Here is a 333-nt window from a genome sequence, read left to right as displayed (position 1 = left end):
CTCGTCATTCGCTCGACTTGCATGTATTAGGCACGCCGCCAGCGTTCGTCCTGAGCCAGGATCAAACTCTCCATAAAAAGTAGTTTGAAAGCTCATTTGCTTTGCTAGCGTAATCAATTGATAACAATTGTTTGATTCAAATTAATGAATCTATATTGTGATTACATCTTGCTTGTTCAGTTTTCAAGGTTCATATAATTAATATTTAAATTAATGGAGCGGGTGAGGAGAATCGAACTCCCGACAACAGCTTGGAAGGCTGTGGTTTTACCACTAAACTACACCCGCATAAATGGTGCGCCCAGCAGAAATCGAATCCACAACCTTCTGATC

General features: G+C 40.8%; 1 tRNA gene and 1 rRNA gene. Both read right to left on the bottom strand.

Features of this window, described 5'->3' with window-relative positions:
- Nucleotides 1-77, bottom strand: a 16S ribosomal RNA gene (locus tag CSGHG_RS19305); the annotation flags it as partial.
- 137 nt (nucleotides 78-214) lie between these two features.
- Nucleotides 215-288, bottom strand: a tRNA-Gly gene (locus tag CSGHG_RS19300).
- Between the last annotated feature and the right edge of the window lie 45 nt (nucleotides 289-333).

The organism is Clostridium senegalense JC122, from assembly GCF_000285575.1.
GTDB classification, from domain to species: Bacteria; Bacillota; Clostridia; order Clostridiales; family Clostridiaceae; genus Clostridium_J; species Clostridium_J senegalense.
This window is presented reverse-complemented; position numbering and strand designations above follow the sequence as displayed.